This is a genomic window from Sphingomonas chlorellae, assembly GCF_056485145.1.
On sequence record NZ_JBQXXM010000003.1, the window covers coordinates 12,168 to 38,752 of the forward strand.

The 26,585-nt window shown below is 71.0% G+C and carries 21 protein-coding genes; 6 read left to right on the plus strand and 15 right to left on the minus strand.

What is annotated here, in order from left to right; all coding sequences use genetic code 11:
* Nucleotides 1-51 precede the first annotated feature (51 nt).
* Nucleotides 52-2,205, plus strand: a complete 2,154-nt coding sequence (locus ACT3CF_RS08835) for a ComEC/Rec2 family competence protein (RefSeq protein WP_478421964.1) — start codon at nucleotides 52-54, stop codon at nucleotides 2,203-2,205.
* On the opposite strand, the gene lexA is transcribed toward ACT3CF_RS08835, so the two are convergent.
* The 4 genes from lexA to trpD all read right to left on the minus strand — a co-directional run bounded on the left by lexA (nucleotide 2,199) and on the right by trpD (nucleotide 5,801).
* A complete protein-coding gene (lexA, locus tag ACT3CF_RS08840) occupies nucleotides 2,199-2,888 on the minus strand; it encodes a transcriptional repressor LexA (protein ID WP_478421966.1) in 690 nt (229 codons plus the stop codon). The genes ACT3CF_RS08835 and lexA overlap by 7 nt on opposite strands.
* A gap of 91 nt (nucleotides 2,889-2,979) precedes the next feature.
* Complete coding sequence (locus ACT3CF_RS08845; RefSeq protein WP_478421968.1) at nucleotides 2,980-3,936, minus strand: PilZ domain-containing protein; 957 nt, start codon at nucleotides 3,934-3,936, stop codon at nucleotides 2,980-2,982.
* Between the two features lie 102 nt (nucleotides 3,937-4,038).
* Nucleotides 4,039-4,809 carry an indole-3-glycerol phosphate synthase TrpC gene (gene trpC / locus ACT3CF_RS08850; protein ID WP_478421969.1) on the minus strand — a complete coding sequence of 257 codons (771 nt, stop codon included), beginning with the start codon at nucleotides 4,807-4,809 and terminating at the stop codon, nucleotides 4,039-4,041.
* Entirely contained in the window at nucleotides 4,806-5,801 is a 996-nt protein-coding gene (gene trpD, locus ACT3CF_RS08855) for an anthranilate phosphoribosyltransferase (protein WP_478421971.1), read from the minus strand. The genes trpC and trpD overlap by 4 nt, the downstream gene beginning before the upstream one ends.
* A 119-nt stretch (nucleotides 5,802-5,920) precedes the next feature.
* Here trpD and ACT3CF_RS08860 point away from each other — a divergent pair, with 119 nt between their 5' ends.
* Nucleotides 5,921-6,439 carry a GNAT family N-acetyltransferase gene (locus ACT3CF_RS08860; RefSeq protein ID WP_478421973.1) on the plus strand — a complete coding sequence of 173 codons (519 nt, stop codon included), beginning with the start codon at nucleotides 5,921-5,923 and terminating at the stop codon, nucleotides 6,437-6,439.
* Between the two features lie 67 nt (nucleotides 6,440-6,506).
* Here the strand turns inward: ACT3CF_RS08860 and ACT3CF_RS08865 are convergent, their stop codons facing one another.
* The gene (locus tag ACT3CF_RS08865; RefSeq protein WP_478421975.1) at nucleotides 6,507-7,100 is read right to left on the minus strand and encodes an anthranilate synthase component II; all 594 of its coding nucleotides are present in this window, start codon (nucleotides 7,098-7,100) and stop codon (nucleotides 6,507-6,509) included.
* Nucleotides 7,101-7,251: 151 nt separating this feature from the next.
* Between ACT3CF_RS08865 and ACT3CF_RS08870 the strand changes: the two genes are divergently transcribed.
* Nucleotides 7,252-7,689 (plus strand): hypothetical protein, encoded by a 438-nt coding sequence (locus ACT3CF_RS08870; protein ID WP_478421977.1) that lies wholly within the window; start codon nucleotides 7,252-7,254, stop codon nucleotides 7,687-7,689.
* 122 nt (nucleotides 7,690-7,811) lie between these two features.
* Here the strand turns inward: ACT3CF_RS08870 and trpE are convergent, their stop codons facing one another.
* A complete protein-coding gene (trpE, locus tag ACT3CF_RS08875) occupies nucleotides 7,812-9,317 on the minus strand; it encodes an anthranilate synthase component I (protein WP_478421979.1) in 1,506 nt (501 codons plus the stop codon).
* 2 nt (nucleotides 9,318-9,319) lie between these two features.
* The gene (locus tag ACT3CF_RS08880; RefSeq protein WP_478421981.1) at nucleotides 9,320-11,263 is read right to left on the minus strand and encodes a peptidylprolyl isomerase; all 1,944 of its coding nucleotides are present in this window, start codon (nucleotides 11,261-11,263) and stop codon (nucleotides 9,320-9,322) included.
* 134 nt (nucleotides 11,264-11,397) lie between these two features.
* Here ACT3CF_RS08880 and tpiA point away from each other — a divergent pair, with 134 nt between their 5' ends.
* Nucleotides 11,398-12,147, plus strand: a complete 750-nt coding sequence (tpiA, locus tag ACT3CF_RS08885) for a triose-phosphate isomerase (RefSeq protein ID WP_478421983.1) — start codon at nucleotides 11,398-11,400, stop codon at nucleotides 12,145-12,147.
* A gap of 51 nt (nucleotides 12,148-12,198) precedes the next feature.
* Here the strand turns inward: tpiA and ACT3CF_RS08890 are convergent, their stop codons facing one another.
* On the minus strand, nucleotides 12,199-13,593 hold the full coding sequence (locus ACT3CF_RS08890; RefSeq protein WP_478421984.1) for a leucyl aminopeptidase family protein: 1,395 nt from the start codon (nucleotides 13,591-13,593) through the stop codon (nucleotides 12,199-12,201).
* Nucleotides 13,594-13,978: 385 nt separating this feature from the next.
* Here ACT3CF_RS08890 and ACT3CF_RS08895 point away from each other — a divergent pair, with 385 nt between their 5' ends.
* Nucleotides 13,979-16,417, plus strand: coding sequence for a membrane-bound PQQ-dependent dehydrogenase, glucose/quinate/shikimate family (locus tag ACT3CF_RS08895; RefSeq protein WP_478421986.1), 2,439 nt, complete (start codon nucleotides 13,979-13,981; stop codon nucleotides 16,415-16,417).
* On the opposite strand, the gene ACT3CF_RS08900 is transcribed toward ACT3CF_RS08895, so the two are convergent.
* The 7 genes from ACT3CF_RS08900 to ACT3CF_RS08930 all read right to left on the minus strand — a co-directional run bounded on the left by ACT3CF_RS08900 (nucleotide 16,402) and on the right by ACT3CF_RS08930 (nucleotide 24,301).
* Nucleotides 16,402-18,033: a bifunctional aminoglycoside phosphotransferase/ATP-binding protein gene (locus ACT3CF_RS08900; protein ID WP_478421987.1), complete on the minus strand. Its 1,632-nt coding sequence runs from the start codon at nucleotides 18,031-18,033 to the stop codon at nucleotides 16,402-16,404. The genes ACT3CF_RS08895 and ACT3CF_RS08900 overlap by 16 nt on opposite strands.
* Complete coding sequence (locus ACT3CF_RS08905; protein WP_478421989.1) at nucleotides 18,026-18,247, minus strand: hypothetical protein; 222 nt, start codon at nucleotides 18,245-18,247, stop codon at nucleotides 18,026-18,028. Before ACT3CF_RS08905 ends, ACT3CF_RS08900 begins: the two co-directional genes overlap by 8 nt.
* Nucleotides 18,248-18,404: 157 nt before the next feature.
* Nucleotides 18,405-20,426 (minus strand): sulfotransferase, encoded by a 2,022-nt coding sequence (locus tag ACT3CF_RS08910; RefSeq protein ID WP_478421991.1) that lies wholly within the window; start codon nucleotides 20,424-20,426, stop codon nucleotides 18,405-18,407.
* Nucleotides 20,427-20,467: 41 nt separating this feature from the next.
* Nucleotides 20,468-21,517 carry a sulfate/molybdate ABC transporter ATP-binding protein gene (locus ACT3CF_RS08915; protein WP_478421993.1) on the minus strand — a complete coding sequence of 350 codons (1,050 nt, stop codon included), beginning with the start codon at nucleotides 21,515-21,517 and terminating at the stop codon, nucleotides 20,468-20,470.
* Nucleotides 21,514-22,341, minus strand: a complete 828-nt coding sequence (cysW, locus tag ACT3CF_RS08920; protein ID WP_478421995.1) for a sulfate ABC transporter permease subunit CysW — start codon at nucleotides 22,339-22,341, stop codon at nucleotides 21,514-21,516. The genes ACT3CF_RS08915 and cysW overlap by 4 nt, the downstream gene beginning before the upstream one ends.
* Nucleotides 22,338-23,243 (minus strand): sulfate ABC transporter permease subunit CysT, encoded by a 906-nt coding sequence (cysT, locus tag ACT3CF_RS08925; RefSeq protein ID WP_478421997.1) that lies wholly within the window; start codon nucleotides 23,241-23,243, stop codon nucleotides 22,338-22,340. Before cysT ends, cysW begins: the two co-directional genes overlap by 4 nt.
* Before the next feature lie 2 nt (nucleotides 23,244-23,245).
* Entirely contained in the window at nucleotides 23,246-24,301 is a 1,056-nt protein-coding gene (locus tag ACT3CF_RS08930; RefSeq protein WP_478421999.1) for a sulfate ABC transporter substrate-binding protein, read from the minus strand.
* A 207-nt stretch (nucleotides 24,302-24,508) separates the two neighbouring features.
* On the opposite strand from ACT3CF_RS08930, the gene ACT3CF_RS08935 reads away from it, so the two are divergent.
* On the plus strand, nucleotides 24,509-26,326 hold the full coding sequence (locus ACT3CF_RS08935) for a copper resistance system multicopper oxidase (protein ID WP_478422001.1): 1,818 nt from the start codon (nucleotides 24,509-24,511) through the stop codon (nucleotides 26,324-26,326).
* Nucleotides 26,327-26,585 lie beyond the last annotated feature (259 nt).

Here is a 26,585-nt window from a genome sequence, read left to right on the forward strand (position 1 = left end):
ATGGCCAGATCAGCCGCCGAGGCCCCTAGCACGGGGTTCCCGTCCCTACAAATGGGGAGGGTCCGCGACGTTTGCCAGCGGGCGGCGGCGCGCGTCGAGCATTGGCTCGACGGCGAGCGCGACCAGATCGTTCTGTGGATACCCGTCGTGCTCGGCGCGGGCGTGCTCGCCTGGTTCGTCCTGCCCGATTCTGCGCGGTGGTGCGGATTTCTCGCGGCGATGGCGGCGCTAGCGCTGGCGGCGGCACTCCTTCCGCGCGGGGGACGCCTGTCGCGGCTGGTCGGAGTCGGCGCGCTGCTCGCCGCCGCCGGATGCCTGCTCGCCTGGACGCGCGCCGAATGGGTCGCCGCCCCGGTGCTCGCCCGCCCCGCGATCGTGCGGTTCGAGGCGCGGGTCGAACGCGTCGAGTCGCTCGTCGCCCGCGATCTCGTCCGCCTGACGCTCGCGCCGGTCGGGCGGGGCGACCTGCCGCCGCGCGTGCGCGTCAATGTCGCGGCTGCCGATATGGGGGCGGGCATCGTCGCGGGGAGCCGTATCGCCCTGCGCGCGCGGCTGATGCCGCCGCCGGGGCCGGCGGTGCCCGGTGCCTATGACTTTGCGCGCGCGGCCTGGTTCGACGGACTGGGGGCGGTCGGGCGGGCGCTCGATCCGCCGGTGCTCGTCGTCGCGTCCCCCGCGCAGGGGCCGGGGTTGCGCGCCGCGCTCACCGCGCACATTCTCGACCGGCTGCCCGGCAGCGCCGGGGGGATCGCCGCGGCGCTGGCGACCGGCGATGAAGGGGCGATCGCCGCCGAAGATGCCGAGGCGATGCGCCGTTCGGGGCTCGCGCATCTGCTTTCGGTGAGCGGCCTTCATGTCAGCGCGGTCACCGCCGCGGCGATGACGATCGCGCTCCGCCTGCTCGTGCTCGTGCCCGGCCTTGCGCTGCGCGTCCGCCTGCCGCTGGTCGCGGCGCTTGCCGGTGCCGCCGCCGCGATCGGCTATACCTGGCTCACCGGCGCGCAGGTGCCCACGCTGCGGTCGTGCGTCGCGGCGTTGCTCGTGTTGCTGGCGCTTGTGCTGGGGCGTGAGGCGATGACGCTGCGCCTGGTTGCGGCCGGCGCGGTGGTGGTGCTGCTCGTCGCACCCGCCTCGCTGGTCGGCGCCAGCTTCCAGCTCAGCTTTGCGGCCGTCGCCGCGATCGTCGCGCTCCACGAATCGCCCCGCATCGAACGCTGGTTCGCCGCACGCGACGAGGGGCGGCTTGCCGGCTGGGGGCGTGCGCTCGCCGGGCTGCTCGTCACCGGCATCGTCGTCGAACTGGCGCTGACGCCGATCGCGCTGTTCCATTTCCATCGCAGCGGGCTCTACGGATCGGTCGCCAACCTTGTCGCGATCCCGCTGACCACCTTCGTCATCATGCCCGTCGAGGCGCTGGCGCTGCTCCTCGATCTGGCCGGGCTGGGGGCGCCGCTTTGGTGGGTGGCGGGCAGGGCGCTTGGCCTGCTGCTCGGGCTCGCGCATCTCGTCGCCGCAGCGCCCGGCGCCAACGCCAGCCTTCCCGCCATGCCGGGCGGGGCATTCGCGCTGATCGTCGCGGGCGGGTTGTGGCTCGCGCTGTGGCGGACACGATTGCGCCTGCTGGGCGCGGCGCCGATCCTTGCCGGAGCGCTCTGGGCCGTCGCCACGCCGCCGCCCGACCTCATCGTCACCGGCGACGGCCGCCACGTCGCCCTGCGTGCCGCCGATGGTTCGGTGCGGCTGCTGCGGGAGCGTGCGGGCGATTATGTCCGCACGATGCTCGGCGAAAGCGCGGGCAGCCCACCGCCCTTCGACGCACTCGATGCGTTCGATCCGTTGCCGGAGGCGCGGTGCAGCCCCGATCTGTGCGTCGTCGATATCGTTCGTCCGGACGGGCGCTGGCGCGTGGTCGCGACGCGAAGCCCCTATCCGATCGCGCGGGAGCAGCTGCTGCCGCTCTGCGCCGCGGCGGACCTCGTCGTCAGCGACCGCGCCCTGCCGCGCGGATGCGTGCCGCGCTGGCTTCGGCTCGATCGCCCGCTGCTGGCGCGGACGGGCGGGGTGGCGATCCGCTTTCCGGCACGCCTTGCCACCGTCCGCACCGGCGCCGGGCATCCGTGGGAACGCCCGCTGCGTGTGCTTCCGGCCGAAGTCGCGCCCCAGGCCCGCGCACACCGGCGGCCGGGGGCGCCCCAGCCTCAGTAGCGGCGGAGCAGCCCGGCCAGCCGGCCCTGAACGCGCACCTGATCGGGGCGATAGCGCTGCGCGTCATAGGCACGGTTCGCCGGGTCGAGCCGGATCATCGCGCCCTCGTGACGGAAATATTTGAGCGTCGCCTCGCTGTCGTCGATCAGCGCCACCACGATCTCGCCGTCGCGCGCGACTTCGGTACGACGGATCAGCGCATAATCGCCGTCGAGAATCCCCGCTTCGACCATCGAGTCACCCGATACCTCGAGTGCATAATGATCGCCCGCGCCCAGCAGCGCCGCGGGAACCGGCAGCATCGACGAGCCTTCGAGCGCCTCGATCGGCGTACCCGCCGCGATCCGCCCGTGCAGCGGGATCTCGATGACGTCGTTGGCGGCGCGCGGCGGCTCGGGTGCGGCGGGCGCAGGCGCAGGAGACGCCGCGGCGGCGCGGGCGCTGCCATGGCCCTTCCGTGCCTCGGGACGCTCGGGCATCCGCAGCACTTCCAGCGCGCGGGCGCGGTTGGGCAGGCGCCGGATGAACTGCCGCTCTTCCAGCGCGCTGATCAGCCGGTGCACCCCCGACTTCGACTTGAGGTCGAGCGCATCCTTCATCTCCTCGAACGAGGGCGAAACCCCGGTCTCGGCCAGTCGATCGGCAATGAAGCAGATGAGCTCGTGCTGCTTGCGCGTGAGCATCCAGGTCCTCCGTCCAGAACAGACGAGGAACGTTTACGCAATGTTCCCGTGCGCTGTCAAGCGATGCCGCGTGTTCGCGCGTCGTCTCGGGTCAGTCGTGGCTCAGATGCCCCCGCGCCAGCCCCATCGCGCGTTCGGGAAGCGGCAGGCGGAACGCGCAGAGCAGCCGGTCGGGGGCTGCGTCGATCACATTGGCGGGGCCGCCGCCGATGCCCGGCAACGACACCCACAGGTTCGTGCCCGGCGCACAGCCGGCGCGCGTCTCGAGCTCGACCAGGTTGCGCGTCAGCGATCGTGCGCGCGCGTTCCACCACTGCACGCCGCGCCGCAGCCGGACGGGCAGGTCGATGCGGATCGCGCGCAGGTCGGGCATGATCGCCCCTGCCTCGGCGCCGTCGACCGGCGCGGCCGGCTGGCTGTGCTTCGGCAGCGCGCGGAGCCACGGCATCAGCGTCTGCCAGCCGATCTCGTCGTCGAGCGCCAGCCCGGCATGGCGGCCGTTCACCCACCGCACCGTGCCGCTCAGCGGCGTCAGCGCGTCGAGCAGCAGTTGCACATTGTCGGCCTCGGCCAGCGGGCGGCTCGTCTCGATGCCCACGCCGCGCTGCGAGATGTTGCGCACCAGCACGAAATCGGTGTCGTCGCCGCACCGGAGCGTCGCCTTGTGCCAGATCGCGACGCGCGGCATCCGCCGGCGGTCGGCGGGAAGCGCGGCAAGCGTCCGCGCGAGCACGCCCACCACGTCGATCGGCTCGGCATAACGGAACAGCGCGCGCGCGTTGTCGCCGGGTTCGATCCGTCCGGCGATGCGTTCGCCGGTCGCCAGCCGCAGCGTCGCCTCGGGCGCGGCGGCCAGCGCCTCGGCGGCGGGCAGGCTCAGCGTCGCGGCGTGCGCGCCCAGACACAGCACCGCACAGCCATGCTCGTCCTCGGCCAGTTCGATCGCCGCCGATTCGAAATCGCACGCCGCCGGATCGGGGAGGTCGGTCGAGGAATGGATGTCGGGCAGCAGCGAAAACAGCGTTGCCGATCCCAGTAACTGGTACATTCTTGGTCTAATCCCAGCGCCCGTGCCGGACTCTGGACCGCGTTGCTGAAGGCGCGGTTAAGACGGATGGTTGTGGATTCCCTACCGCACCGCGCAGGCGCCTCAGCCGATCAGCGCCCGCGTGGCCGCCGCGACGTCGGGCTGGCGCATCAATGCCTCGCCGATCAGGAAGCAACGCACGTCATGCGCCGCCATCGCGTCGAGGTCGGCACGCGATGTCAGCCCGCTCTCGGCGACAAAGGTGCATCCCGCCGGCGCGAGCCGAACCAGTTCATAGGTGCGACGAAGATCGACGCTGAAGTCCTTGAGATTGCGGTTGTTCACCCCGATCAGGCGCGACTTGAGCCGCAATGCCCGCTCGAGCTCGGCTGCATCGTGCACTTCGATCAGCGCGTCCATGCCCGCCTCGATCGCCGCGGCCTCGATCTCCGCCATCTGCCCGTCGTCGAGCGCGGCGACGATGATCAGGATCGCGTCGGCCCCCATCGCGCGCGCCTCGCCCACCTGCCAGGGATCGACCATGAAGTCCTTGCGCAGCACCGGCAGCGGGCAGGCCGCGCGGGCGGCGATCAGATAGTCCTCATGTCCCTGGAAATAATCATGGTCGGTCAGCACCGACAGGCACGCCGCACCGCCCTCGGCATAGGCGCGGGCATGCGCGGGCGGATCGAAATCGGCGCGGATCAGCCCCTTGGACGGGCTCGCCTTCTTGATCTCGGCGATCAGCCCGAACCCGCCCGCCGCCACCCTGGCGTCGAGCGCGGCCTTGAACCCGCGCGGCGCGGTGGGGGCGGGGTATTCGCGCGGCGCGCGCCGGCGTTCGGCGACCTCGCGGCGCTTGGTCTCCAGAATGGTGTCGAGCATCGTCGTCATACGAAATCGATCCAGCAGTCGAGCAGCCGGTTGGCAAGGCCCTTGTCGATCGCCTCGGCGGCGCGCGCGGCGCCGTCGGTCAGCGTGTCGGCCGCGCCGCCGATCATCAGCGCGGCGGCGGCGTTGAGCAGCACCGCGTCGCGATACGCGCCATGCTCGCCCTGCAACAGCCGGCGCAGCGCGAGTGCGTTGTACGCGGGGTCGCCGCCGCGGATCGCGGCGAGCGGATGGCGCGGCAATCCGGCATCCTCGGGAACGATCCGGCCGGGCAGCGTCGCGGTGCCGACATTGACCGCGATGCTCACCCCCTCGGTCGAAAGCTCGTCGAGCCCTTCCTCGCCCGAAATCACCGCCGCGCATTCGGTGCCGAGCTGCGCGAGCGCCTCGGCATAGATCGGCGCATAGTCGGGTCGCGCGATCCCGATCAGCTGGCGCGTGACGTGCGCCGGGTTGGCGAGCGGCCCCATCAGGTTGAAGATCGTGCGGCGTGCGATCTTGCGGCGGATCGGCCCCAGCCGCGCCAGTGCCGGATGGTGGTGCTGGGCGAACAGAAAGGCGATGCCCAGCCGGTTCAGGCTCTCCTCGGCGCGCGCCGCCGCGCGGTCGAGGTCGAGGCCCAGCGCCTCCAGCGTGTCCGCCGCACCCGCCTTGGACGATGCGGCGCGGTTGCCGTGCTTCGCCACCGGGACGCCGCACGCCGCGACGACCAGGCTCACCGCGGTCGAGACGTTGAGCGTGTGGTGCCCGTCGCCGCCGGTGCCGCACACGTCGATCGCCCCGGCGGGCGCGGTGATCGGGATCAGCCGCTCGCGCATCGCGCGCGCCGCCTCGGCGATTTCGATGCTCGTCTCGCCGCGCTCGGACAGCGCGATCAGAAAGGCGATGATCGCCGCCTCGTCGACCTTGCCGTCGAGCATGTCGGCAAAGGCCTGCGCCGCGGTTTCGCGCGCGAGCGGGCTGGCGGGATCGGGAAGGAACGAATAGGTGGTCACCGCGCCTCTATTCCGTTCCGCCGCCGACAAGTCGAGCCCTTCCGTGCCGGCGCGGCGATCGGGGGCGGGAGGGCGATGCGTTTTGACGATGCCGGCGCGGTCCGGCCTGGATGCGGGAGATGGTGGGAATGGCAGGCGGCTGGCGCCCGATGCGCGTTGAGGATCTGGATGCGGTCGCCGCGATCTCGGATTCGGTCCACGGCGCCTATACCGAGGCGCCGCCGGTCTATGCCGAACGCCTCCGCCTCTATCCGGCGGGCTGCCATGTCCATCTCGGCACCGCCGCGGGCGATGCGGACCGGGTGACGGGCTATCTCGTCACGCATCCCTGGGTGCGCAACCATCCGCCGGCGCTCGGCGCGATGCTCGGCGCGCTGCCGCAGGACGCGGACACCTATTATCTCCACGACATCGCGCTGTTGCCTGCCGCGCGCGGCACCGGGGCGGGGGCGGCCGCAGTGGCGCTCGTGTGCGATCTCGCCCGCGCCGCCGGGTTCGGCGACATCACGCTCACCGCGATCAACGGCGCCGACCGGTTCTGGGCGGCGCAGGGCTTTGCCTATGTCGCTCCGGCCGAGACGCCCGCGGCGCTTGCCGGCTATGGCGATGCCGCGCGCTGGATGCGCCGCACGCTCTGAGCCCGCGCCGGGGCCGCCGGGCTGAGGCCGCATCGGCACCGCGGGGACGGGGTGCGCGGCGTCGGTGTCAGGCGGCGGCCGGCACGCCCTTGGCGGCGATTCCCGCGATTCGCAGGAAATTGGCCAGCATCGCGTGGCCGTGCTCGGTGGCGATGCTCTCGGGGTGGAACTGCACGCCATGGATCGGCAGCGTGCGGTGGCGCAGTCCCATCACCGATCCGTCGCCGGCGGTCGCGTTGACCACCAGCGTGTCGGGAACGTCGGTGACGATCAGCGAGTGGTAGCGCGTGGCGGTGAAGGGCGAGGGGATGCCTTCGAACAGCCCCGTGCCGTCGTGCGTGACCGGGCTGGTCTTGCCGTGCATCAGCCCGCCGCGCACGACCTTGCCGCCGAAATGCTGGCCGATCGACTGATGGCCCAAGCACACGCCCAGCAACGGCTTGCCCGCTTCGGCACAGGCGCCGACTAGGTCGAGGCTGATGCCCGCCTCGTTCGGCGTGCACGGGCCGGGGGAGATCAGGAACGCCTGCGCGCCGCTCGCGATCGCCTCCCGCGGCGAAAGCGCGTCGTTGCGCACCACCCGCACCTCGGCGCCCAGTTCCATCAGGTAATGGACGAGGTTCCAGGTGAAGCTGTCGTAATTGTCGATGACCAGGATCATGTCCTGCGCGTTAGGCCCTTTGGCGCGCGACGACAATCCGCCCGCAACGCCGCTGCCACGCGCGCGCCGCAATCGGCTGCAAAGCCTTTCGCTTCGCGCTACGGGGCTTTGCGAAGGGCGAACAGGGGCCTCGCCACCTTAAGGAGACCGAATGCTTGCCAGCCTGCTGATCGCCGCCGCCTTTGCCGCCGGCCCCGCACCGCTTCAGACCACGCCTGCCGCGACCGGCCAGGAAGCGCCGCCGCGCCGGGTGCGCTCGATCCTGCTTTACGGGGACGAGGCCTGCCCCAAGCCCGCCGCGCCCGACGAGATCGTCGTGTGCGCGAACGCCGGCGAATCGCCCTATCGCATTCCCAAGCGCTTCCGCGAACAGCCCGATCAGAGCCCGAAGGGCACCGCCTGGACGCGCCGCATGGAAACGGTCGAGGAAATCGGCGCCGCCAGCGCGGGGCTGCCGGGATCGTGCTCACCGGTGGGCGTCGCTGCGCAGACCGGCTGCACGCGCAAGATGATCCAGCAATGGGCGCAGGAGCGGCTCGACCGCGAGGCGAAGGAAGCGCGCGAGATGCGCCGCACCGACGTTCCCTGATCGCGCGACGCTTTCGGAAGCGGTGCCGGGCGGGGCGGGGGATCGCCCCCGCCCGTGCCGTCGCCGCAGCCGTCCCTAAGGCCGAAGTCCCGTCGGCCGGCTAAGATCCCGCGGCTCCGGTCCTACTGGCCGAAATCGGCCTCGGCGGCCTGCGCCACGGCCTCGCGTGCGGCGGCGAACAATGCGCCCGCCTTTGCCTCGCACTCGCGCTGCTCATAGGTGGGGTCGCTGTCGGCGACGATGCCCGCGCCCGACTGGACGTGCATCACGCCGTCCTTCACCAGCGCGGTGCGCAGCACGATGCAGCTGTCCATCGACCCGTCGGGGGAGAAATAGCCGACGCCGCCGGCATAGGGGCCGCGCGTCTCGGGCTCGAGCTCGGCGATGATCTGGCACGCGCGCACCTTGGGGGCGCCGCTCACCGTGCCGGCGGGAAAGCCCGCGAACAGCGCGTCGAGCGCGTCGGCGCCGGGGCGAAGCTGTCCCACCACGTTCGACACGATGTGCATCACATGGCTGTAGAACTCGACGGCATAGCTGTCGGTCACGCGCACGCTGCCCGCGGCGGCGGCGCGGCCGACATCGTTGCGGCCCAGATCGAGCAGCATCAGGTGCTCGGCACGCTCCTTGGGATCGGCGAGCAGGCTCTGGCGATTGGCATCGTCCTCGGCGGCGGTGCGGCCGCGCGGGCGCGTTCCCGCGATCGGGCGGATCGTGATCTCGCCGTCGCGCGCGCGCACCAGGATCTCCGGGCTCGATCCGGTCAGCGCAAAGCCCGGCAGGTCGAGGTGATAGAGGAAGGGCGAGGGGTTCACGCGCCGCAGCGCGCGATAAAGCTCGAACGGCGGCAGCGTGAACGGCGTGGTGAAGCGCTGCGCCAGCACCACCTGAAAGATGTCGCCCGCGGCGATATAGTCCTTGGCGCGCGCCACCATCGCGGCATAGCGGCCGGGTTCGAGCACCGGCGTCTGCGCCACCGGCACCGGCTCGGCGCGTACCGGCGCGGGCAGCGTCGCATGCGCCAGCCTGGCGCTCGCCGCCTCGATCCGCGCCGCCGCGGCCTCGATCAGCGCCTCGCCGTCGCGGCCGCCCTCGGGCCATACCGGCGCGACGAAGAACAGCGTGTCGGCCAGCCGGTCGAACACCAGCAGCACCGTCGGGCGCACGAACATCATGTCGGGCACGCCGACCGGGTTCTCGGCCGGACGCGGCAGCGTCTCGACCAGCCCGATCGTCTCATAGCTGAAATAGCCGACGAGGCACGCCAGCGCGCGCGGCAGGCTTTCGGGCACCTCGGCGCGGCAATCGGCGACGAGCGCGCGCAGCGCCTCCAGCGCCGGCGCCTCGCACGCGACGAACGCGTCGCGGTCGGTCAGCCAGCGGCGGTTGACCGCGGCCTCGGCGCCCGTCGCGCGGAACACCAGGTCGGGCGCCAGCCCGATCAGGCTGTATCGCCCGCGCACCGATCCGCCCTCGACCGATTCGAGCAGGAAGTCGCCGCGTCCCGGCTCGATCAGCTTCAGCGCGGCGGCGACCGGCGTTTCGGTGTCCGCCACCCGCCGGTGCCACAGCAAGGCCGGGCGGCCGGCGGCGAGCGCCGCGCGCGCCGCCTCGATCCCCTCGACCATGCTCAGTTGCCCGCACCCGTGCGCGACAGCTCGGTCCGGAGCGCCGCGATCGCCTTTTCGTTGCGCTTCACCTTCACGACGTTGCGCATCGACGCGACGAACTGGCGGGCATATTCGCCGCCCACCTGCGGGCCGATCATGCTGCGCGTGCGGCTGATCGTCGCCTGGTCGCCCTGGGCGCTGTGCTGCTCGATCGCGTCGAGGAACACGACATAATAGCCCTCGCGGTTCTCGCCCTCGACCAGCTTCGCCTTCTTCGGCGCCATCGTGAACGCCAACTGGATCGAACGCGCCATCTGGCGGCCCATGATGTCGGCGCGCTTGAAGTCGAACGGCTTGGGCGGCGGCGCCTTGGTGACGCCCGCCTGCGTCAGCGCCTGCTGCATCGGCACGCCCTTCTGGAGCGCTGCGACCACCTGCGACGCGACCGCGCGCGCCTTCTGGAGCTGCTTTTCGATCGCATAGTCGCGCAGCACCTGGTCGTGGATCTGCGCCAGCGGACGCGGTGCGGCGGGCACGATCTGGTCGACCGTCACCACGGCAAAGCTGCCGTCCTGGCCGGTCGCCACCACCTGCGGCTCGTCGCCCTGCTGCTCGAAGGCAAAGGCCGAACGCAGCACCGGCGCCAGCGCGGCGTCGGGCTTCGACGCGGGATCGTCGGGGTTGATGCCCGCGGCGGTCAGCGCCGGGGTCTTCACCGCGGTCAGCTTGGCGTCGCGCAGCGCCTCGTCAAAGGTCTTGCCGTCGCCGATCGCATCCTCGATCGACTGGCGCGCATCGGCCAGCTTCTGCGCCAGCTTGCGCTTGGCGATCGCGTCGGCCAGCTCGCCGCGCACCTGGTCGAGCGTCTTGGCCGGCACCTTCTCGATCTTCTCGACCTTCAGCACCGCCCAGCCGAGCGCGGAACGAACCGGGCCGATCACGCCGCCCTGCGCCGCGCCGAACGCCGTCTTGGCGATGTCGGCGCTCGTCTGGCGGGCCAGCGCGTCCTGCGTCACCCCGTCGAAATTGGTCGGCTGGAGCCCCGCCGCCTTGGCGACGTCGGCGATCGCCTTGCCGCCCTTCACCTCGCCCGCGACGCGGTTCGCGGTCGCCTGGTCGAGCAGGACGATCTGGCGCAGCGTGCGCTTCTCGGTCGCGGCATAGCGGTTGCCCGCCTTGGCATAGGCGTCGGCGATCTCGGCGTCGGTCGCGGCGGCCGCGGCCTTGAACGCGTCGGGATTGACCATCGCATAGCGGACGACGCGGCGCTGCGGCACCAGGTAACGGTTGCGCTGCGTCGCGTACCAGGCGGCGAGCGCCTTGTCGTCGGGCTTGGGGCCGGGGTCCATCGCCAGCGTCGGGATCAGCCCGACCACGCCCGTGCGCCGCTCGAGCTGGAGCGAGGCATAGGGGAGCAGCACGCCGTCGGGCAGGTCGCCCGACATCGTCACGCGGTTGACCAGCCAGTTCTGGTAACGCTCCTTGGTCGCGTCGGCATAGAGCTGGCTCATCGTGATCCGCTGTTCCGAAAGGAAACGCTGGAACGCCGTCTTGTCGAACTTGCCGTCGAACCCGGTAAAGGCCGGCGCGCTCGCGATGTCGCCGTCGATCAGCTTCTTGCTTACCGACATGCCCGATTCGCGTGCGAATTCGCCGACCACCGCATTGTCGATGATCTGGTTGACCGCCATTTCATAGCCGCCCTGCGCCAGGAACTGTTCCATGGTCACGTTCTGGCCCGATCGCTGGGCTTCGCGCAGGAAACGCTGGACGCGGTCGCGCACCTCCAGGTCGGTGATGCGCGTGTTGCCCACCGTGGCGATCACGTTGCCGCCGGGGCCGCTGTTGCCGCGCACGCCGGTGATATCGCTGGCCGCGAACGCGATCGCGATCAGCGCCAGAAAGGCGAACACCAGGGCCAGTCCCCAGCGTGACTTGGTGAAGCTCCGGAAAAAATTCAGCATGAAGCGCCGTTCGTTCGAGGAAATTGCCCCGTGCTTTAGGGCCGGGACGCGCCCCCTTCAAGCCGATGCGCGGCCGCAATGCTTGTGCGCCGCGTCAGGCTTGCTATCGCCGGCCGCACAATCGGGAGGAACGCATGCGTCGTAAATGGGTGGTCGGTAACTGGAAAATGCACGGGCTCAAGGCCCAGCTCGGCGAGGTTTCGGCGATCGCCGGCGCCGCGGCGGCGCATCCCGGCGTCGATGTCGCGCTGTGCGTGCCCTTCACGCTGATCGAGGCGGCGGCGACGGCCGCGGGGGCGATGCCGGTGGGTGCGCAGGACGTCCACGCCGCGGCCAGCGGCGCGCATACCGGCTGCATCGCCGCGCCGATGCTCGTCGAGGCGGGCGCGCGGCTGACGATCGTCGGCCATTCCGAACGCCGCGCCGACCAGGGCGAAACCGATGCGATGGTGAAGGCCAAGGCCCAGGCCGCGCACGCGGCCGGGCTCGCGGTGATCCTCTGCATCGGCGAAACGCTCGAACAGCGCGACGCCGGACGTGCCGAGGCGGTCGTCACCGCCCAGGTCGCGGCGGGGCTGCCCGACGACGCCGACGGCGCTTGGCTCGCGCTTGCCTATGAACCCGTCTGGGCGATCGGCACCGGCCGCACGCCCACCGCGGCCGACGTTGCGGCGATGCACGGCGCGATCCGGGCACAGTTGCGCGCGCTGGTCGGCGATCGCTCAGACGCGATCCGCATCCTCTATGGCGGGTCGGTCAACGGCGCCAACGCGGCCGAACTGCTCGCCTGCGCCGATGTCGACGGCGGGCTCGTCGGCGGTGCCAGCCTCACTGCGGAAAAATTCGTGCCGATCATCGCGGCTGCGGCGGCGATCGCCGGCTGACCGGTGCCCCGCCGGACGCGTTTGCGCGGCCGGCGGGGGCAGGGGCGCGGCTCAGCGCGCGTAACGGTCCTTCAGCACCTTCCAGGCGGCGCGCAGGCTCACCGCCTCGCCGCCCTTGGGACGGCCCGGCTTGGCCGATCCGTTCCAGCAATAGATGTCGAAATGCGCCCATTGCGCCTTTTCGGGAACGAAGGTCTTGAGGAACAGCGCCGCGGTCAGCGCGCCGCCGAACGGGCCCTCGGCCGCATTGACCATGTCGGCCACGTCCGACTTGAGCATGTCGCGATACGGCTCCCACAGCGGCAGCCGCCACAACGGGTCGCCCTCGGTCTCGGCGGCGCCGATCAGCTCGGCGGCCAGCGTGTCGTCGTTGGCGAACATCGCCTGCAGCTCGGGGCCCAGCGCCACGCGCGCCGCGCCGGTCAGCGTCGCGAAATCGAACACCAGCTCGGGTTCCTTCTCGCCCGCGCGCGTCAGCGCGTCGCCCAGTACCAGCCGGCCTTCGGCGTCGGTGTTGCTGTTCTCGACGGTCACGCCCTTGCGCGAACGCATCACGTCGCCGGGACGCGTCGCCTCGCCCGAAATCGCGTTCTCGACGGCGGGGACCAGCATGTGCAGCCGCACCGGCAGCCGCGCCTGCATCACCAGTTCGGCCAGCGCCAGCGCGTGCGCCGCGCCGCCCATGTCCTTCTTCATCAGCCGCATGCCGCTCGCGGGCTTGATGTCCAGCCCGCCGCTGTCGAAGCACACGCCCTTGCCGACGATCGCGACGCGCGGATGGTCGGGGTTGCCCCATTCGATCTCGATCAGCCGCGGCTCGCGCCCCTGGCCCGCGGCCTTGCCGACGGCCCAGATCATGCCATAGCCGTCCTCGATCTCGCGGCCCTTGGTGACGGTCACGCTCGCGCCATGGGTCTTGCCCAGTTCGATGGCGATCGCCTCGATCTCGGCCGGTCCCATGTCGTTGGCGCCGGTGTTGATGCGGTCGCGTACCTTGGCGGTCGCGGCGGCCAGGCGCACCGCCTCTTCCATCCGCGCCGGATCGCCGGTCAGCAGCACGCGCGGCCCCTGCGCGCGCGGATCGTTGCGGCGATAACGGTCGAACCGGTACTGCGCGACCAGCCAGCCGAAGATCGCCTTGCCGGGCTCGATCCCGGCAACGCGGTACGTCCCCTCGGGCAAGGTCTCGGCCAGCCGGGCGAGGCACCAGGGCGAAAGCCGGTCGACATCGGCGACCACGCTCACCACCGACCAGTCGTCGGGCTGGTCGCCGGGCAGGATCGCCGAGGCATAGCCGGTGGGGGCCAGCTTCTGCGCCTGCGCGGCGGCGCGGTGGCGCGGCGGCTGGGCGGTCAGCCAGGCGTCAAAGCCCTTGGCATCGACAAGGTGAATGGTCCGCGCGGACTGGCCGCGGTCGGGCTGAACGAGCGTGCTGGGATCAAACATGCCGCTGATCTAGGTCGTCGGGCCGCCCCCGCCTAGATCAATTTCGGTCGCGGCTGTCCCGCACGGCGCCGACGATCGCATCAAAAATCGCGTCGTTTCGCGGTGTTGCGGCGCTCGGCGGGCGGTCGAAACTTTTCGGCGCCGACGCGCCGGCGCGCACCGGCTGCCTCACCGCGTTGCTGCAGACGTGCGGCAAACGTGCAGCAAATGCGCGGCAAATTTGCCGCGATCGCGGGAACCGTCGCGGTGCGCGGCTGGTTGGCGCGGCACCGGCAGCATGAAGGACGAAGGCGAGGTGGCGGCGCCACCCCTTCGACTCGTCCGCATGTCTGGCCGCCCCCTTGTCGGCGCGTGTCGCACGCGCCCGCCAGTGCGGAGAGTGCCTGTGTCCCGAGTCGTCCGAACGCGTCCTTCCGATCCCGCCGCCGCCGCCGATCTTCGCTTCACCCAACGCCGCTGGGGCAGTTGGGCGGCGATCGCCGTCGGGATCGTGATCGCGCTGATCGGGCTGGTGCTTGTCGGCGGGGGCGGGTGGCTCGCGCTGCTCGGCGGCGCGCCTTACTATCTGCTCACAGGGATCGCGATGCTCGCCTCGGGCGTGCTGCTCGTGCGCGGGCGCAGCCTCGGCGGCTGGCTCTATGTCGCGGTGGTGCTCGCGACGATCGCCTGGGCGTGGTGGGAAGTCGGCGCCAATGCCTGGGCACAGGTGCCGCGCGTCGTTGCGCCGGTGGTGCTGCTCGTGTTCGTGATCCTCGCGATGGCGACGCTGACGCGCCGGCGCGGACGGTGGCGCAATGCGGGCATCGGCGTGCTCGCTGCCGTCGTGCTGCTCGGCGCCGATCTCGGCCTTGCCGCGGCCCGTGCGCCGGTCGCGCCGCCGCTCCCGCTCCCCGCGGCGGGCAGCGCGGGGATGGCCGATCCGTCGGGGCTCCAGACCGGTGCCGACTGGCCCGTCTATGGCGGCACCGGCAGCGCGCGGCGCTATTCGCCGCTCACCCAGATCAATGCCGACAATGTCGGCCGGCTCGAACGCGCCTGGGTGTTCCACACCGGCGACCTGCCGTCGTCGCCGCGCATCCGCGGCACCTACGGCGCCGAAACGACGCCGCTCAAGGTCGGCGATGCGCTCTATCTCTGCACGCCCAAGAACATCCTGATCGCGCTCGATGCGGGCAGCGGCCGCGAACGCTGGCGCTACGATCCCAAGGTGCCCGACACCGCGATCCCCTATACCGCGGCCTGTCGCGGCGTCGTCTATTACCAGGTGCCGGGGCAGGCGCCCGATGCGCCGTGCGCGACGCGCGTGATCGAGGGGACGCTCGATGCGCGGCTGATCGCGGTCGATGCGCGCAACGGTCGCCCCTGTGCCGGTTTCGGCAACAATGGTCAGGTCGATGCCAAGCTCGGCATGGGCAATGTCCCGGCCGGCTTCGTGTCGATCAACTCGCCGCCGACGCTCGTGCGCGGCGTGCTCGTCGTCGGGCACCAGGTGCTCGACGGCCAGGATCGCTGGGCGCCTTCGGGCGTGATCCAGGGGTTCGACGTCGTCACCGGCCGGCTGCGCTGGGCGTGGGACATGATGCACCCGCAATGGAACGGCTATCCGCCTGCCGGGCAGATCTGGGCGCGCGGCACGCCCAACATGTGGACCACCGCGTCGGGCGACGAGGCGCTCGGGCTCGTCTATCTGCCGATGGGCAACGCCGCCGCCGACTATTATTCCAGCCTGCGGCGGCCGGAGGAGAATTTCTACGCGACCTCGCTCGTCGCGCTCGACGTCACCACGGGCAAGCCGCGCTGGCGGTTCCAGGCGGTGCGCAACGACGTGTGGGACTATGATTTCGGCGCGCAGGCGACGCTGATCGACTATCGCGGCACGCCCGCGCTGCTGCTGCCGTCGAAACAGGGCGATCTTTACATCCTCGATCGCCGCACCGGCCGCCCGCTCACGCCCGTCGGGCTGATCCGCGCGCCCGGCGGCGGGGTCGAGCCGACGCAGCGCGCGCCGGTTCAGCCGGTGTCGCTCTGGCACAGCCTGCGCAAGCCCGACCTGACCGAGCGCGACATGTGGGGGATGTCGCCGATCGACCAGATGGTGTGCCGCATCCAGTTCCGTCGCGCCGGTTATCAGGGCTTCTTCACCCCGCCGGAGGCCGCCCGTCGCACGATCGAATATCCGGGCTATAACGGCGGCACCGACTGGGGCGGCGTCGCGGTCGATCCGCAGCGCGGCGTGATCGTCGCCAACTACAACGACATGCCCAACTATGTCCGGCTCGTCCCGCGTGCCGAGGCCGACCGCCGCGGCTGGGCGCCGCGCGATCAGGCGCGCGGCCAGATCGGCGGCGCCGAAGGGGCGGGCGATCCCCAAGCGAACACCCCCTATGCGGTCGACGTCAATGCCGGCTGGCGGCTGCCCTTCACCGGCATGCTGTGCAAGCAGCCGCCCTATGGCGGCATCCGCGCGATCGACCTCGCCACCGGCCGCACGCTCTGGGATCGCCCCTTCGGCGAGGCGCGCACCAACGGCCCGTTCGGCATCCCGTCGATGCTCCCCGTGACGATCGGCACGCCCAACAACGGCGGCGCGGTCGTCACCGCCAGCGGCATCGTCTTCATCGCCGCCGCGACCGACAACCTGATCCGCGCGATCGACCTGCGCACCGGCCGCACGCTCTGGAAGGACGTGCTCCCCGCCGGCGGCCAGGCGACGCCGATGACCTATTCGATCGGCGGCAAGCAGTATCTGGTCATCATGGCGGGCGGCCACCACTTCATGGAGACGCCCGTGGGCGACGCGCTCGTCGCCTATGCGCTGCCCTGATCGCCGCCGGGCGCCAGCAGCGTCGCACAATGGTCGCGCACCGCCGCCGCCACCTGGTCGAGCGGCGGTGTCGCGTCGATCCGCGCCCAGCCGCCCTCGTCCGGCGCGGGCGTGCCGATCCATCCCGACTGCGCGCGCGCCACCGCCGCGTCGGCGTCGGAAGCGTCGCCGCGCCGCTGCGCCACCCGCGCCAGCCGCACGCCTTCCTCGGCCTCGAGCCACAGCCCGGTAAAGCGCACGCCCGCCTTCGCCGCTGCCGCTTCGGCCTGCCGCCGCTCCTCGTCGCGCCCCAGCACCGCGTCCCACACCACGCACCGCCCGGTGCGCAGATGCTCGACCGCCAGCGTCTCCATCGCGGCATAGGTCGCCGCATTGCGCTCGGGCGTATAGCCGTCGGCGCCCAGCCGCGTCTCGGGCGCCACGCCCGCCAGCCGCTTGCGCACCACGTCGCTTCGCAGCAGCCGCGCGCCCGGTGCGATCCCCAGCATCCCCGCGACCCGCTTCGCCGCCGCCGACTTGCCCGACCCGGACAGCCCGCCGATCGCCACCAGCCCGGCCGGCGCCGGCGCCAGCAACGCCGCCGCCAGCGCCAGATGGTTGCGCGCGCTCGCCGCCGCCGCGGCATCGCCCTCGGCCGCCCGCGCCGCCGCGACATGCGCGCGCACCGTCGCCCGCACCGAAAGGAACAGCGGCAGCAGCACGCATCCCTGCTCGTCGCCCGACCGGTCGACATAGCGGTTGAACACCAGGTTCGCCTCGGTGCGCAGCCCGCGCTGCCACAGGTCCATCAACAGGAAGGCAAGGTCATAGAGCGTGTCGGTCGTCGCCAGCGCGTCGTCGAACTCCAGGCAGTCGAACGCCGTCGGCTCGCCGTCGATCAGCGCGATATTGGCAAGGTGCAGGTCGCCATGGACGTGCCGCACCAGCCCCGCGCGCGCCCGCGAATCGATCCGCGCCGACTCGGCGGCACAGGCGCGCCGCTGCGCCGCGATCAGCGCGTCGATCGCTTCGCCGCCCAGCAGCACGCGGTGCGGCGCCAGGCTGCGCGCATTGCCGTCGATCACCTCGGCAAAGCCGTGCGACCAGCGCGCGACCCGCGCGGCGGGCGCCGCCATGTGAAAGTCGTGGATGCGGTCCGCCAGCCGGTCGAGCAGCGGCCAGGGCAGCGGCCCCGCCGCCGCGCGCGTCGCCAGCAGCGCGTCGTCGGGAAAGCGGCGCATCTCGAGCACCCAGTCCACCGGCGCCCCCGCGCCGTCGATCGCCAGCCGCCCGTCCGCCTCGCGCGTGATCGCATGGACGCCGCGATACAGCGCGGGCGCCGTCCGCCGGTTGAGCCGGTCCTCGCGCTCCAGCGCCTCGCGCCGCAATTCGGGCGTCGAAAAATCGAGATAGGGAAAGCGCACCGCGCGCTTCAGCTTCCACACGCGGTCGCCGCGCAGGAACAGGTGCGCCGCGTGCGTGTCGATCCTGCGGCACGCCGACGCGCCCGCATCGCTTTCAGGGGCGGTATCGCGTTCAACGCCCGCACCCCCTTCAACGCCCGCACCCCCTTCCAGGAACGCCACCACCGCCGCCTGCGCGGCGGCGCCGGCCGCGTCCGGGCCGGTTTCAGGCAAAGAGGTCGCGCTCGTCATCGGCCTCGAGCGCGTCGGGCACCGGCAGGTCGTGCGTCGCCGGCTTGGCATGGTGCAGCCCGTGCGGGCGCGGCCATTCGCGGATCGCATTGCCCCACCACGCCGTCGCGACGCGCACGGGCAACAGCGCCATCTCGGTCAGGTCGGTGATCTCGCTCGCGGCGGGAGGGATCGGCTCGTGCGTTTTGGCGGACATCCTCGGTACCCCTCCTGTCATCGGCTCAGACGGCGTTGGGTCTCACGGCATCGGCGGATCTCACGGCATCGGCCGGGGCTGCACGCCGTTGTGCAGCCGCCCTCCGTGTCGGCACTATCCGGAACTATCCGCAGTCTGCGCCGCGTCGGCGTCGCGATCAAGCGCCGCCATCGCCCGCGAGCGCCGAAGCGAGCGGTTCCAGCCATGGGGAGAAGCGCCGCCACGAATCGATCGCGTCGCGATACAGCGGCCGGCGCACCTGTTCCGAACTCGCGGTGCGCACCGGCCGGTCCGACTCGAAAAAGCGCAGGCAGCGCGGCTCGGGCGGCAGGCCGACAAAGTCGAGCAGCCGGGCAAGCTCGGCCTCGGGCGCGGCGATCAGCGCCTCATAGCCGATCGTCAGCACCCGGCCCGGAAACAGCGCGTCGATCCGCGCCATCAGCCGTGCATAGTCGCGGAAATAGCGGCCCAGGCTCACAAGGTCATAGCTATAGGCCTGCCCCTCGGCAAAGCACTGGCGATAGAGCGAGACGCAGCACGCCATCGCCTCGCGCCGCACATCGACGATCCGCGCTTGCGGCATGGTGCGGAGGATCAGCGGGATGTGCAGGAAATTGCCGGGAAACTTATCGGTAAACCACGGCCGCTCGCTGCGCCGCACCGCGCGCGCCCGCCGGCGATAATCGGCACCCAGCGCCGCCGCGCGCGCCGCGTCGATCGTCGCCGCGGCGGCGGGATAGGGGGCTTGCCGCGCCAGCGCCCGCGCCACCTGGCTCAGATAGGGCAGCTCGGCGGTCGCCTCGACCGCGGGGTGGCACCCCAGCATCTGTTCGATCAGCGTCGATCCCGATCGCGGCATCCCGACGATGAAGATCGGCTGCGGCGCGTCCGCCCCGCCGCCCGCGCCTGCCGCGCCCGTTTCCGCCCCGGTTTCCGCCCCCGTTTTCGCACCCGTTTCCGCCAGCGCCTCGGCCGCGGCGATCGTCGCGTCGACGAAATCGCTGTGGCGCGCGGCGTCCCAGGGTTCGGTGGCGCGGCGCAACGCATTGGCGGCGCGATAGGCGGCGAATGCCCCCGCATCGTCGCCTTCCTCCTCGCGCGCCTTGGCGAGCGCAAAGCCCAGATGGACGCGGCTCGGCATCGGCAGGTCGTCGCGCGCCGCCAGCGTCGCCAGCCGCGCGCGATCGGCGGCGCTGAACCGCCACGTCTTGAGGTTGGCCAGGCTCCACCAGGCCTCGCCGTCGGCCGGGTCGCGCGCGATCGCGGCGCGATAGCTGTCGACGGCCGCCGCCTGCCGGCCCAGGATGCGCTCGGCATGGCCGCGCAACAGGTAATGCGCGGCACGGTCGGGCTCGCGTTCGATCGCCCGTTCGATCGCGGCGATCGCGGCGGGCTCGTCGCCCAGCCGCATCGCGATCGCGGCGGCGAGCGCGGCGACCGCGGGTGCATCGCCGCATTGCGTCGCCAGTGCCGCGCTCGACGCGGCCGCCTCGGCATCGCGCCCGGCGCGGTGCAGCGCCAGCGCGTGGCGATAGCGCAGCGGGGCGCTGTCCGGCGCGATCGTCAGCGCCGTTGCGCTCAGCGCCGCCGCCGCTTCGGCCCGGCCGCGCGCGGTGCCGATGTCGGTCGCCAGCGCGATCCAGCCGGCGTCGCTTGCGTCGAAACCTACCTGTGCGGCCAGCGCCGCCGCCGCGTCGGGCGCGCCCGCCATCAGCGCGTCGATCGCGTCGCCCAGCATCGGGTCGCCCAGTCCCAGCGCGACGGCGCGCGCCCGCGCTGCGGCCGCGGCGGCGCCGTCGCCGGTCAGCAGCGCCAGCTCGGCAAGCGCGTGCCACGCGATCAGCGCGGCGGGATTGGCGGTACAGGCGCGCGCCATCGCGGCGCGGGCGGCGGCCGGCCGTCCCTGCGCCGCCAGCGCCTGTGCATATTCATAGTCGGCGCCCCAGCCGCCGCGGCCGGTGTCGATCAGCGGCGCGATGGCGGCCGCGGCGCCCGCCGCGTCGCCCGTCCGGCGCCGCGCCGCGCCCAGCATCAGCCGCAGCGCCGCCGATTGCGGGTGGTGCGTCAGCGCCGCGTCGGCGATTGCCGCAGCCTGCGCCGGATCGCGCGCCAGCACGCCGCGCGCGCGGGCCAGTGCGGCGGGAGCGGTCTCGGGGACGGGCGGGGCGGGCCGGGCCATGATGTTGCGGGGGGCAGGGGGCGCGGGGCAGCGGGCGCGGTTCAGGCCGCGTCGACGGCAAAGGCGTGGCCGCGCGTCGGGCGCAGATGGATCGTCTCGCCCGGCGCCACGGCGACGCTGCGGTCGAACTCGCATTCGACCGGGCGCGCCTCGCCCGCGATCTCGGCCTCGACGCGGACCTGGCCGCCGCGCGGGCGCACCGCGCGCACCGTCGCGGCGATGGCGCCGGGGGCGTCCGCCGTCACCAGCGCGACGTCGTGCGGCCGGAAATAATAGCGTGCGGCGCCCTCCAGCCCGGGGGCGGCGACACCGTCGATCGGCGTCGTCCCGCGGCGGATCGCGCCCTGTTCGACCGTCACCGGCAACTGGTTCGATTCGCCGACGAAATCAAAGACGAAGGCGTTGGCCGGGTCTTCATAGACGGTGCGCGGCGGCGCCACCTGCTCGATCCGCCCGTTGCTCATCACCACCACCCGGTCGGCCAGTTCCAGCGCCTCTTCCTGGTCGTGCGTGACGAAGATCGAGGTCAGCCCCATGCGGTCGTGCAGTGCGCGCAGCCAGGTGCGCAGCTCCTTGCGCACCTTGGCGTCGAGTGCGCCGAACGGCTCGTCGAGCAGCAGCAGCCGCGGCTCGACCGCCAGCGCGCGGGCCAGCGCGACGCGCTGGCGCTGCCCGCCCGAAAGCTGCGCGGGAAAGCGGCGGCCCAGCCCGTCGAGCTGGACCAGCCGCAACAGGTCGTCGACGCGCTTCGCGATCTCGGCGCGCGGCGGGCGCGTGCGGCGTGGCCGCACCGACAGGCCGAACGCGACATTGTCGGCGACGCTCATGTGCTTGAACAGCGCATAATGCTGAAAGACGAAGCCGACGCGGCGTTCGGCGACGCTCAGCGCGGTGATGTCGCGGTCCTCGAACGCGACGGTGCCCGTGTCGGGGAATTCCAGCCCGGCGATGATCCTGAGCAGCGTCGTCTTGCCCGAACCCGACGGGCCGAGCAGCGCCAGGAACTCGCCCGGCCGCGCCGTCAGCGTGATGTCGCGGATCGCCGGATAATCGCCGAACCTTTTGCTGACGCCCTCCAGCGCGATACTCAATGCCCGTTCCTCCCATGGACGCCATAGCGCCATTCGAGGACGCTTTTGAGCAACAGCGTGACGAGCGCGAGCATCGCCAGCAACGATGCCACCGCGAATGCGGCGACGAAATTATATTCGTTGTACAGGATCTCGACCTGCAACGGCATGGTGTTGGTCTTGCCGCGGATATGGCCCGACACCACCGAAACCGCGCCGAACTCGCCCATCGCGCGGGCGTTGCACAGCAGCACGCCGTACAGCAGCCCCCAGCGGATGTTGGGCAGCGTGACGTGCCAGAAGGTCTGCCAGCCGCTCGCGCCCAGCGACAGCGCGGCTTCCTCCTCGGCATTGCCCTGTTCGGCCATCAGCGGGATCAGCTCGCGCGCGATGAAGGGCAGCGTGATGAACACCGTCGCCAGCACGATGCCGGGGACGGCAAAGATGATCTCGACATCGTGCGCCGCCAGCCACGGGCCGAACCAGCCCTGCGCGCCGAACAGCAGCACGAAGATCAGGCCCGACACCACCGGCGACACCGAAAAGGGCAGGTCGATCAGCGTGATGAGCAGGCTCTTGCCCGGAAAGCGGAACTTGGCGATCGCCCAGGCGGCGGCGAGGCCGAAGACGAGGTTGAGCGGCACGGCGATCGCGGCGACGAGCAATGTCAGCCGGATCGCCGACCAGCTGTCGGGGTCGTCGAGCGCGTGCAGGAAACCGGCGATCCCTTCCGAACCCGCCTGCACGAACACGACGAGCAGCGGCAGCACGACGAACAGCGCGAGATACAGGATTCCGGTCGTCGCCAGCGCGCCGCGGCGCCAGGGGGCGGGGCCGTGGATCATGCCGCGCTCCACCGGCGCGTCCAGGCCTGGATCAGGTTGATCTGCAACAGGATCGCGAACGAGGCGAGCAGCATCACCACCGCGATCGCGGTCGCGCCGGCATAGTCATATTGCTCGAGCTGGGTGACGATCAGCAGCGGCGCGATCTCCGAGACATAGGGCATGTTGCCCGCGATGAAGATCACCGATCCATATTCGCCGACGCCGCGAGCAAAGGCGAGCGCGAAGCCGGTGAGCAGTGCGGGGGTGATCGCGGGCAGGATGACGCGGCGGAACGTCTGGAACGGCGTCGCGCCCAGCGATGCGGCCGCCTCCTCGATGTCGCGGCCCAGGTCGGCGAGCACCGGCTCGACCGACCGCACGACGAAGGGCAGCCCGACGAAGATCAGCGCGATCGTCACGCCCGCGGGGGTATAGGCGACGCGGATGCCCGCGGCGGTCAGCGCGCCGCCGATCCAGCCGGTCGGGGCATAGAGCGCGGTCAGCGCGATGCCGGCGACCGCGGTGGGCAGCGCAAAGGGCAGGTCGACCAGCGCGTCGACGATCCGCTTGCCGGGAAACTCGTACCGGACGAGCATCCAGGCGATCGCCAGCCCGAACACCGCGTTGACCGCGGCGGCGAGCAGCGACGCGCCGAAGCTCAGCCGATAGGCGGCGATCGCGCGCGCCGACAGCCCGACCTCGGCAAAGCCGTGCCAGCCGAGCCCGGCGGCGCGCAGGAACACCGCGCTCAGCGGGATCAGCACGATGACCGCCAGCCAGGCGAGCGTGATCCCCAGCGTCAGTCCGAAGCCGGGCAGGATCGTGTTGCGCCGCCGCCGTCGCTGCCGCCGCTGCCGCCCGTTGCTCGGCGCGCGGCGCGGCGCGGTCCGGGAATCGGTGGGTGGATTCGATGTTCTCACGATCAGCGCCGAATCGCGGTATAAATGCGGTCGAACATACCCCCGTCGGCAAAGAAACGGGCCTGTGCGGCCTGCCAACCGCCGAAATCGCCGTCGATTGAGGCGAGTTTCAGGCTCGGAAAGTCCTTGGCATGGGCGCGGGCGACCTCGGGATCGCGCGGGCGATAATGGTTGCGGGCGATGATCTCCTGGCCCTCGCGGGTATAGAGGAATCGCAGGTAAGCCTCTGCGATCGCTGCGGTTCCGTGCTTCTGGGCATTGCCCGAAACCACCGCCACCGGCGGCTCGGCCAGCACCGATATCGACGGCACGACGATCTCGAACCGCCCCTTGCCCAGCGCCCGCTGCGCCAACAGCGCCTCATTCTCCCAGGCCAATAAAACGTCGCCAATTCCGCGCTCTACGAAGGTCGTCGTCGCCCCGCGCGCACCCGAATCGAGCACCGGAACATTGGCGTAGAGCCGCTTCACATAGTCCTCGGCCACCGCCTCGGACCGCCCCAGTGTCCGCCCATAGGCCCATGCCGCAAGGAAGTTCCACCGCGCGCCGCCGCTGGTCTTGGGATTGGGCGTAATGACCTTCACGCCCGGTCGGACCAGATCGCCCCAGTCACGAATTCCCTTGGGATTTCCTTTGCGTACCAGGAAAACGATTGTCGACGTATAGGGCGCGCTGTTGTCCGGCAGCGCCTTCTGCCAGTCGCGCGAAAGCTTGTTCGTGCGTTCGGCGATCGCATCGATGTCATAGGCGAGCGCCAGCGTCACCACATCCGCCTCGAGCCCGTCGATCACCGCCCGCGACTGTTTGCCCGACCCGCCATGGCTCAGATTGATGCGGATGTCCTCGCCGCGTTCGGCCTTCCACTTCTTGACGAATGCCGCATCGACGTCGCGGTAAAGCTCGCGCGTGGGGTCATACGAGACGTTGAGCAATTGCTTGCCCGTCGGCTGGCTTCCGCCTGAACAGCTCGCCAACGCCAGGCCGAGACCCAGCAACAGCCCCAGGCGCGTCATCATGCCGCGGCGGGTCGCGAAGGGCATTTTGGTGACGCGCGGCATGTCCGTTCCCCTTGTCTCGCCCTGCCATCGCAGCGGCATTGCGGCGCGGTCGGTGCGATCCGCCGCGTCGGTTCCTACATATTTCCATGAACGCGATAGGCAATGAAGGGACTCGCGCAATCGCTAAAGCGCGTCTTTAGCCGTGTTCATCGTAGCGCTAGGCGGCATCGGCCATAGCGGCGCGTTTGGGTGACAAAGGGAATGGGCATGAGGGGCGGAATCGAGCGACGCGAATTGTTACGTTGCGGGCTTGCCGCCGGCGCGGGGTTGTGGGCGTCACAGGCGCTCCCCGTCTGGGCGCGCCCGGTTTCGCACGGGATCGGACATGATGACGCGGCGGCCCAGGGGCTTGCGACGCTTTCGGGGGATCACATCCACCTGCGTATCGCGCCGCAGACGCTGACGGTCGACGGGGTGGCGACGCACGCGATCGGGATCAACGGCGGCGTCCCGGCGCCGCTGCTGCGCCTACGCGAAGGACAGACCGTCACGCTGATGGTCGAAAACACGCTGGCCGAGCAGAGTTCGATCCATTGGCACGGGCTGTTGCTGCCGTTCCAGATGGACGGTGTTCCCGGCGTATCCTTTCCGGGCATCGCACCCGGTGAGACCTTCACCTACCGTTTCCCGGTCCGCCAGTCGGGAACCTACTGGTATCACAGCCACTCGGGCTTTCAGGAGCAGATGGGGCTTTACGGGCCGATCGTGATCGACCCGGCCGCGCCTGCCGCCGACGACCAGGTCGCCCGCGACCATGTGGTCCTGTTGTCCGATCACAGCGCGACGCACCCGCACACGCTGTTCCGCAAGCTCAAGCAGCAGGCAGGCTACTTCAACAGGCAGCAGCAGACGCTGGCGGGCTTGCTGGCCGGAAAGGACCAGCCGCTTTCGGAGCGCCTGCAGTGGTCGCGCATGCGGATGGACCCGACCGACATTTCCGACGTCACCGGTGCGGCCTTCCGCTATCTGGTCAACGGCTACGGGCCGGCACGCCCCTGGACGGCACTGTTCGATCCGGGAGAGCGGGTACGGCTGCGGTTTATCAACGCCGGCGGCATGACGATCTTCAACGTGCATATTCCCGGACTGGCGATGCGTGTGGTGGCCGCGGACGGGCAGCCCGTCATGCCCGTGACGATCGACGCCTTTCAGATCGCGCCGGGTGAAACCTATGACGTCATCCTTTCGCCGGACGGCGGGGACCGTGCCTACGCAATCGTGGCAGAAGCGATCGACCGTTCGGGGCGGGCGCTCGCGATGCTGGCGCCGCGGGCAGGGATGACGGCGCCCGTGCCGCCGATGGGAAGGCGCCCGCTTGCCACGATGCGCGACATGGGAATGGACATGGGCGGTGGCGGCCACGCGCACGAAGGCGGCGCGACGGCCGACACGCCGGATATGCCGGACATGCCCGATATGCCGGGAATGAATCACCAGCCCTCGGCTGCAGGCCACGGAGGGGGGCACAGCATCCGGATGCGCGATCCGGCGAATGCTCCCGGAGTCGCCATGGGACCGGGTGTCCAGTCGATCGCACCGATGCCGGCCGATCGCACCGGCGAACCCGGACAGGGGCTGGCGACGCTCGGCAAGCGCGTGCTTGTCTATCGCGATTTGATGGCGTCGACGGTCAATCCGGATACGCGCGCGGCGGATCGCGAGATCCAGTTTCACCTGACCGGCAACATGGAACGTTACATGTGGTCCTTCGACGGCAAGACGCTGGCCGAAGCGGGCGCGCCGGTGCCGATGCGCAGCGGCGAACGCGTTCGCGTCACGCTCATCAACGACACGATGATGAACCACCCGATCCACCTTCACGGCCATTTCTTTGAACTGGTGACCGGCCATGGCGATCATTCGCCACGCAAGCATACGGTCAATGTCGCCCCGGGCGGGCGCGTGCAGTTCGACGTGACCGCCGAACCGGGCGACTGGGCATTTCATTGCCATATGTTCTTTCACATGCATGCGGGAATGATGCGCGTGATTCAGGTACGTCCTGCGACGGAGAATGCCGCATGAAGCCGCTCCGGACGCTTTTGCCGCTCAGCGCGCTCGTTCTGGCGAGCCACGCACAGGCGCAGTCGCATGACCATCCGACGATGCCATCCGTTCCGGAGACGACTCCGCAATCGGCGCCTGCCGTCCCGGCGCACCAGCATCACGTTACGCCGGACGTCGCGGTATCCGGCCATGACGCCCATGACGCCCATGCGGATCATGGCGCCCCCGTTGAGTCGCACGACCATGCTTCTCCGCCTCCGGCGGAAGCGGGAGCGTC

What these genes read in the sequence shown, in the direction of transcription:
- ACT3CF_RS08835 (WP_478421964.1), top strand. Translation starts at nt 52, where the DNA reads ATGGGGAGGGTCCGCGACGTTTGCCAGCGGGCGGCGGCGCGCGTCGAG.
- lexA (WP_478421966.1), bottom strand. Translation starts at nt 2,888, where the DNA reads ATGCTCACGCGCAAGCAGCACGAGCTCATCTGCTTCATTGCCGATCGA.
- ACT3CF_RS08845 (WP_478421968.1), bottom strand. Translation starts at nt 3,936, where the DNA reads ATGTACCAGTTACTGGGATCGGCAACGCTGTTTTCGCTGCTGCCCGAC.
- trpC (WP_478421969.1), bottom strand. Translation starts at nt 4,809, where the DNA reads ATGACGACGATGCTCGACACCATTCTGGAGACCAAGCGCCGCGAGGTC.
- ACT3CF_RS08860 (WP_478421973.1), top strand. Translation starts at nt 5,921, where the DNA reads ATGGTGGGAATGGCAGGCGGCTGGCGCCCGATGCGCGTTGAGGATCTG.
- ACT3CF_RS08865 (WP_478421975.1), bottom strand. Translation starts at nt 7,100, where the DNA reads ATGATCCTGGTCATCGACAATTACGACAGCTTCACCTGGAACCTCGTC.
- ACT3CF_RS08870 (WP_478421977.1), top strand. Translation starts at nt 7,252, where the DNA reads ATGCTTGCCAGCCTGCTGATCGCCGCCGCCTTTGCCGCCGGCCCCGCA.
- trpE (WP_478421979.1), bottom strand. Translation starts at nt 9,317, where the DNA reads ATGGTCGAGGGGATCGAGGCGGCGCGCGCGGCGCTCGCCGCCGGCCGC.
- ACT3CF_RS08880 (WP_478421981.1), bottom strand. Translation starts at nt 11,263, where the DNA reads ATGCTGAATTTTTTCCGGAGCTTCACCAAGTCACGCTGGGGACTGGCC.
- tpiA (WP_478421983.1), top strand. Translation starts at nt 11,398, where the DNA reads ATGCGTCGTAAATGGGTGGTCGGTAACTGGAAAATGCACGGGCTCAAG.
- ACT3CF_RS08890 (WP_478421984.1), bottom strand. Translation starts at nt 13,593, where the DNA reads ATGTTTGATCCCAGCACGCTCGTTCAGCCCGACCGCGGCCAGTCCGCG.
- ACT3CF_RS08905 (WP_478421989.1), bottom strand. Translation starts at nt 18,247, where the DNA reads ATGTCCGCCAAAACGCACGAGCCGATCCCTCCCGCCGCGAGCGAGATC.
- ACT3CF_RS08910 (WP_478421991.1), bottom strand. Translation starts at nt 20,426, where the DNA reads ATGGCCCGGCCCGCCCCGCCCGTCCCCGAGACCGCTCCCGCCGCACTG.
- cysW (WP_478421995.1), bottom strand. Translation starts at nt 22,341, where the DNA reads ATGATCCACGGCCCCGCCCCCTGGCGCCGCGGCGCGCTGGCGACGACC.
- ACT3CF_RS08930 (WP_478421999.1), bottom strand. Translation starts at nt 24,301, where the DNA reads ATGCCGCGCGTCACCAAAATGCCCTTCGCGACCCGCCGCGGCATGATG.
- ACT3CF_RS08935 (WP_478422001.1), top strand. Translation starts at nt 24,509, where the DNA reads ATGAGGGGCGGAATCGAGCGACGCGAATTGTTACGTTGCGGGCTTGCC.